The organism is Kitasatospora sp. NPDC091257, from assembly GCF_044757675.1.
Taxonomy (GTDB): domain Bacteria; phylum Actinomycetota; class Actinomycetes; order Streptomycetales; family Streptomycetaceae; genus Kitasatospora; species Kitasatospora lactacystinica.
On record NZ_JBIVVI010000654.1, the window covers coordinates 1 to 5,151 of the forward strand.

General features: G+C 74.3%; 7 protein-coding genes and 1 pseudogene. 4 read left to right on the plus strand and 4 right to left on the minus strand.

The window, feature by feature from the left end; translation table 11 throughout:
- A pseudogene (locus tag ACIQOV_RS26545) lies at positions 1-247 on the plus strand (NUDIX hydrolase); the annotation flags it as partial.
- Positions 248-318: 71 nt separating this feature from the next.
- Entirely contained in the window at positions 319-1,008 is a 690-nt protein-coding gene (locus ACIQOV_RS26550) for an HAD family hydrolase (protein ID WP_401052560.1), read from the plus strand.
- Between the two features lie 56 nt (positions 1,009-1,064).
- On the opposite strand, the gene ACIQOV_RS26555 is transcribed toward ACIQOV_RS26550, so the two are convergent.
- Both ACIQOV_RS26555 and ACIQOV_RS26560 read right to left on the minus strand, forming a co-directional pair.
- Positions 1,065-1,778 (minus strand): YidC/Oxa1 family membrane protein insertase, encoded by a 714-nt coding sequence (locus ACIQOV_RS26555; RefSeq protein ID WP_401052562.1) that lies wholly within the window; start codon positions 1,776-1,778, stop codon positions 1,065-1,067.
- 82 nt (positions 1,779-1,860) lie between these two features.
- Positions 1,861-2,181 carry a DUF6412 domain-containing protein gene (locus tag ACIQOV_RS26560; protein ID WP_401052564.1) on the minus strand — a complete coding sequence of 107 codons (321 nt, stop codon included), beginning with the start codon at positions 2,179-2,181 and terminating at the stop codon, positions 1,861-1,863.
- A 445-nt stretch (positions 2,182-2,626) separates the two neighbouring features.
- On the opposite strand from ACIQOV_RS26560, the gene ACIQOV_RS26565 reads away from it, so the two are divergent.
- Positions 2,627-2,911 carry a type II toxin-antitoxin system Phd/YefM family antitoxin gene (locus tag ACIQOV_RS26565; protein WP_063349249.1) on the plus strand — a complete coding sequence of 95 codons (285 nt, stop codon included), beginning with the start codon at positions 2,627-2,629 and terminating at the stop codon, positions 2,909-2,911.
- 34 nt (positions 2,912-2,945) lie between these two features.
- Complete coding sequence (locus tag ACIQOV_RS26570; RefSeq protein WP_380538988.1) at positions 2,946-3,326, plus strand: type II toxin-antitoxin system VapC family toxin; 381 nt, start codon at positions 2,946-2,948, stop codon at positions 3,324-3,326.
- On the opposite strand, the gene ACIQOV_RS26575 is transcribed toward ACIQOV_RS26570, so the two are convergent.
- Positions 3,313-3,915 carry a hypothetical protein gene (locus ACIQOV_RS26575; RefSeq protein WP_401052568.1) on the minus strand — a complete coding sequence of 201 codons (603 nt, stop codon included), beginning with the start codon at positions 3,913-3,915 and terminating at the stop codon, positions 3,313-3,315. The two genes, ACIQOV_RS26570 and ACIQOV_RS26575, sit on opposite strands and share 14 nt — an antisense overlap.
- Before the next feature lie 55 nt (positions 3,916-3,970).
- Complete coding sequence (locus ACIQOV_RS26580) at positions 3,971-5,047, minus strand: Gfo/Idh/MocA family oxidoreductase (protein ID WP_401052570.1); 1,077 nt, start codon at positions 5,045-5,047, stop codon at positions 3,971-3,973.
- Between the last annotated feature and the right edge of the window lie 104 nt (positions 5,048-5,151).

Here is a 5,151-nt window from a genome sequence, read left to right on the forward strand (position 1 = left end):
CCCCTGGCCCGGCCCCGCCCTCGTCCACCTCGCCGTGGTGCCCGTCCCCGCCTCGCCCGCCGAACCCGCCCACGAGCACGCCGACCTGCGCTTCCTGCTGGCCACCGAAACCCCGGAGCAGGCCCGGCCGGAGAACCCGGCGTCCCCGCTGGAGTGGCTCACCGTCGAGGAGGCCGGGCGGCGGACCACCGAGGAGAACCTCCGCGAGACCCTCCACCGCGCCGCCCGGCTGCTGCCGCCCGCCTGACCGGCCTCCACCGCCGCCGTTCCGTGCCGCCCTTCCCTGCCGCCCGACCGACTTCCCCTGGAGACCACCGGATGATGCACACCGACCAGACCCTGATCTTCGACGCCGACGACACGCTCTGGGAGAACAACGTCCTCTTCGAGCGGGTCATCGACGGCTTCCTTGACTGGGTCACCACCACCCCGGCCGAGCAGGAGCGCACCAGGGCCCTGCTGAACCGGATCGAGGCCGCCAACTCCGCCACCCTCGGCTACGGCGCCACCGTCTTCCGGCAGAGCCTCGCCGACTGCCTGGAGCAGCTCAACAGCCGCACCCCCACGGCCGCCGAGCAGGCCCGGATCGACGACCTGCTCACCCCGCTGACCAGCCGCGACGTCGAACTGATCCCCGGCGTCGCCGACACCCTGGCCGCCCTCGCCGACCGCCACCACCTGCTGCTGCTCACCAAGGGCGACCAGGGCGAACAGCGGCGCAAGGTGACCGAGTCCACCATCGACCACCACTTCCGCGGCATCCACATCGTCGCCGAGAAGTCGGTCGACACCTACCGGCAGCTCACCGCCGACCTCGGCCTCGACCCCGGCCGGACCTGGATGATCGGCAACTCGCCCAAGTCCGACATCGCCCCCGCCCGCCGGGCCGGCCTGCGCACCGTCTTCATCCCGCACGAGCACACCTGGGTGCTGGAGCACGCGGAACTCGGCCCGGACGAGGCGACGCTGCAGCTCGGGACCTTCCCCGAGCTGCTGCGCCACTTCTGACGGCCGGGCCGTCGGGTCATCGCCCGTCAGGTCGTCGCCCGTCGGGTCATCACCCGTCAGGCCAGCAGCGCGGCCGACGGCACCGGCGTGCCGTCCCGGTACAGCCAGGCCCGCTCGGCGGCCGACCAGACACCGGCCGTCAGCAGGTACAGCACGGCGGCCACCGGCACCAGCGCCGCGAACAGCACCGACCCGAACGACAGGTACGGCAGCAGTCCCGCCCCCGGCTGCGGGGCGGGCTGCGCCGTCGCCGTCGCGGCTGCGGCCGCGGCCGTGCGTCGGGCCCGGCGGAAGTTGACGAACCCGACCGCCGCCAGCCCGGCGAACAGCACCCCGAACACCGCCCACTGCCCGGCGCCGTGCGCACCCGTGACGTGCAGGCCCAGCGGCACACCGAACAGGGTGTGGTCCAGCAGATCGTTCGGCGTGGTGAACAGGCGGTACATCACCGAGAAGAACGGCACCTGCACCAGCAGTGGCAGACACCCCGCGAACGGCGACACCTGCTCCTTCCGATACATCTCGGCCAGCGCCTCCCGCAGTCGCTCCGGCCGGTCCTTGTGCTTCCTCTGCAGCGCGGCGACCTTCGGCGCCAGCCGCGCCCGGGCCTTCTCCCCGCGCGCCGCCGCCCGCGCCAGCGGGTGCAGCGCCAGCCGGACGGCGACGGTGAACAGGACGATGGCGAGCGCGGTCGGCACCAGATGGGCGACAGCGGCGACGACGGCGTGCGCCAGGGCGACGGCCGGGTCGAGAACGGCGAGTACGGACATGGTGGAGCGAGCCCTCCGGGGTCTCAGGAATGAGTGAACGGCGGAGGACGGCTGCGAAGAACTGCCTACGGAAGAAGGGGGTTCACGCGGCCGCCAGGGCCGCCCCCGGCGCCCTCGGGCGTCGCCTGCCCCGGGCGTCCGGATCACGCTGCGGAAGGAACGCCGTACCGAACGCCCGACGCCGCAGCACCCCGCTGCGCACCGCCGCCGGCGCCCGCGCCCCCAGCATCCGCGCCCCGGCCAGCGCCCCGGCGACCGCCCCGGCCACCAGCGCCACGGCCGCGACGGCGGCCACCGACGCCAGCGTCCCGCTGTCGGCCACCAACTCCCCGGTCAGCACCCGGAGCAGGCCCAGCAGCATCGCGACGACGGCCACGGCGCGCTCCCCCTCCCGGTGCTCCATCGGCTTCCTGACGTACCAGCAGGACGATCCTACGGCGCACCGGGTTCCCGCTCCATCGGGGAAATCCCCTACGGCGCGTCCATCCCGTACACCCACACCCGCGCCCCCGTCCGCCTCCGACGCCAGCCACAGCTTCGCCGCGAGCCGCTTGTTGTGCCCCGGCAGCGGCTCGGTTCCCGCCAGCGCCAGCAGCAGTACCCACCGTTGCTTCCGCGTCACTGCGTCGGCCTCCTGGCCAGTCCCGTCCGGTACGGGGGCGCCCGATCGCGCAGTACCGGTCGCTGTCCGTGAACGTGCCGTGCCCGACCGGACAGAAGCCCCCTCTGTTCGAATGATCGGTGGTCGAACCTAGCCGATCGGGCGCGGGCGGGGGCGGGTTTCGGGGGAACGGGCGGGGGCCGTTCGGGGTGTAGCCGGCGGGGCTACGCGGGGCTACTTTGGAAGGGTGAAGACGATTACCCAGCGGGAGTTCCGGAACAACTCCGCCGCGGTGATGGACGCGGTGGAGGCGGGCGAGACCTTCCACATCACCAGGAACGGGGTCGAGGTCGCCGAGCTGCGGCCGGTGTCCGGGCGTCGGCGGCTCACGGCGGAGGAGCTGGTGGCGCGGCACGTGAAGCTGCCGCGGGTGGACTACCAGCAGATGCGCAAGGAGGCCGAGGAGTACTTCGGGCCCGAGGAACTGGTCGGGGACGAGGGAGACGACCCGTTCGAGCGGCGGCGTGGCTGAGCGCCGCAGGGCGTCCCGGAGGCGGCCGGCCGGGGTGCTGGACACCTGCGTCTACATCGACCTGGCGCTGCTCAACGCGTCCGACCTGCCGGCGGTGCCGGAGCTGACCGCGATCACCTTCGCCGAGCTGCAGCAGGGCGTGTCGATGGCCCGGGACCCGGCCAGCCGGGCGGCCCGGCTGGAAGTGCTGGGCGCGGCGATGGCGGATTTCGACCCGCTGCCCTTCGACGCGGCGGCCGCCGCCCGCTACGGGACGCTGGTCACCCTCACCATCGCCGCCGGGCGGCAGCCGCGCCCGCGCCGGATAGACCTGATGATCGCCGCGGTCGCCTCGGCCCACGGGCTGCCGCTGTACACCCGCAACGTCGCGGACTTCCGGGGGCTGGGCTCGGCGGTGGAGGTCATCGGGGTGTGAGGGCGGCGGCCCCCTCCTGCTCGACCCGGTCGGCCAGGGCGGCCGCGTGCCGCAGTGCCACCGCCCGGTCCCGGGTGCGCAGCAGGACGGTGTTGCCCCCGCGCTTGTCCCGGTCGCTCCCCGCCTTGGCGGCGACGGCCCAGAGCGGGCGGCCGAGCAGCTGCAGGACGAGCCAGCGGAGCCCGGAGTCCAGGCCCACGAGCACGGCGTACGGAACGAGGACGATCAGTCCTTCGCCGCTGCCCGGATCGACGTTCCGGAACGGGTTGTAGTCGTTCAGCCGCTTCCGGGTCGCCCTGAACCGCCCGAGCCACACCACCGCGATCCGTACGGTCACGGCGTCGGGCCCGGTGACGTCGATGTAGCCGAGGGCGTCGGCTCCGGTTCGGCGGCCCTCCGCCCAGGCCGCCCGGTTCGCGGCGATGGAGGTGACCAGCTCGCGTTCGCACGCCTCGGCCTGCTGCGCCTTCTGCCGCGCCTCGAACTCCGCGGTCCACGCGCTCTCGCGCTTCTTCTGTTCGGCGGACCACGCCCGTTCGCGATCGCGACGCTCGTCGGCGCCGATCTGCCGCCCCCGTTGACTGCTCATCCGCTCATCGTAGGAGGCGAGTCCGTGGGGGTGGCAGGTTCCGGCGAGGCATTCCTCAGCCCGGGCGGACCGCCGTCCCGGTCGCGGCGGAGGTGCGGGCGGCCTCCAGTACGGCGAGGGCGGCCACCGCGTCGCGCGGGTCGACCGGGGGCGGGGTGCCCGGGTTGGTCAGGGCGGCGGCGATGCCCGTGTAGAAGGCGGGGTAGTCGCCCGGGTCGGTGGGCAGCGAGATCGCGGACTCGTCGGTGCCGAGGGTGCCGTAGTGTGCGGGCCGGTCGGCGCCCCAGGGGTGGGTGCCGTCGGGGCGCAGGCCGGCCCGCAGGTCGGCCTCCTGCGGGTCCATGCCCGGCTTGACGTAGCCGGCGGTGTCGCCGAGGACCCTCAGCCGGGGCCCGATCAGCGGGGTGACGGCGCTGGCCCACAGGTGCGAACGGGTGCCGCAGGTGTGGGTGAGGGCGAGGAAGGCGTCGTCGTCCACCACCGCGCCGTCACGCCGCACGTCGATCTCCGCGTACACCGTCTCGACCGGGCCGAACAGGGTGAGCGCCTGGTCGACCAGGTGGCTGCCCAGGTCGTACAGCGTGCCGCCGACCTCGGCCGGGTCGGCCAGCTCCCGCCAGCCCGGCTTGGGCTTGGGGCGGAAGCGCTCGAAACGGGACTCGAAGCGGTGCACCCGGCCGAGCGCGCCGCCGCGCACCAGCCGGGTCGCGGTGAGGAAGTCGCCGTCCCAGCGCCGGTTGTGGAAGACGGAGAGCAGGACGCCCCGCTCCTCGGCGAGCCGGCACAGCTCCCGTGCCTCGGCGGCGGTGCCGGCCAGCGGCTTGTCCACCACGGTGGCCAGGCCGGCCCGCAGCGCGGCGCGGGCGAGCGGCGCGTGGGTGCGGTTGGGCGAGGCGATGACGACCAGGTCGAGCGCGTCCGGGTCGGCGAGCAGTTGCTCGGGCGTGTCCACGGCGCGGGCGCCGGGGTGCTCGCGCGCGAGCTGGGCGCGCCGGTCCGGGTTGGCGGTGACCACGGCGTCCAGCCGCAGCCCCGGGGTGGTGGCGATCAGCGGCGCGTGGAACGCGGAGCCGGCCAGGCCGTAGCCGATCAGGCCGACGCGGAACGGGCCGGGGGTCGTCTTCGGGTTCATGCGCCTACTCAATCACGAGGTGCCTGATTGCTCCCGGTTCGGTGAACGGCACCGGGGAGTACGGAGGGCGCCCGGGCGGGAGGGTCGTCGGGAGGGCCATCGGG

Coding starts and splice junctions, on each gene's coding strand:
- ACIQOV_RS26550 (WP_401052560.1), top strand. CDS start 319: ATGATGCACACCGACCAGACCCTGATCTTCGACGCCGACGACACGCTC.
- ACIQOV_RS26555 (WP_401052562.1), bottom strand. CDS start 1,778: ATGTCCGTACTCGCCGTTCTCGACCCGGCCGTCGCCCTGGCGCACGCC.
- ACIQOV_RS26560 (WP_401052564.1), bottom strand. CDS start 2,181: ATGGAGCACCGGGAGGGGGAGCGCGCCGTGGCCGTCGTCGCGATGCTG.
- ACIQOV_RS26575 (WP_401052568.1), bottom strand. CDS start 3,915: ATGAGCAGTCAACGGGGGCGGCAGATCGGCGCCGACGAGCGTCGCGAT.
- ACIQOV_RS26580 (WP_401052570.1), bottom strand. CDS start 5,047: ATGAACCCGAAGACGACCCCCGGCCCGTTCCGCGTCGGCCTGATCGGC.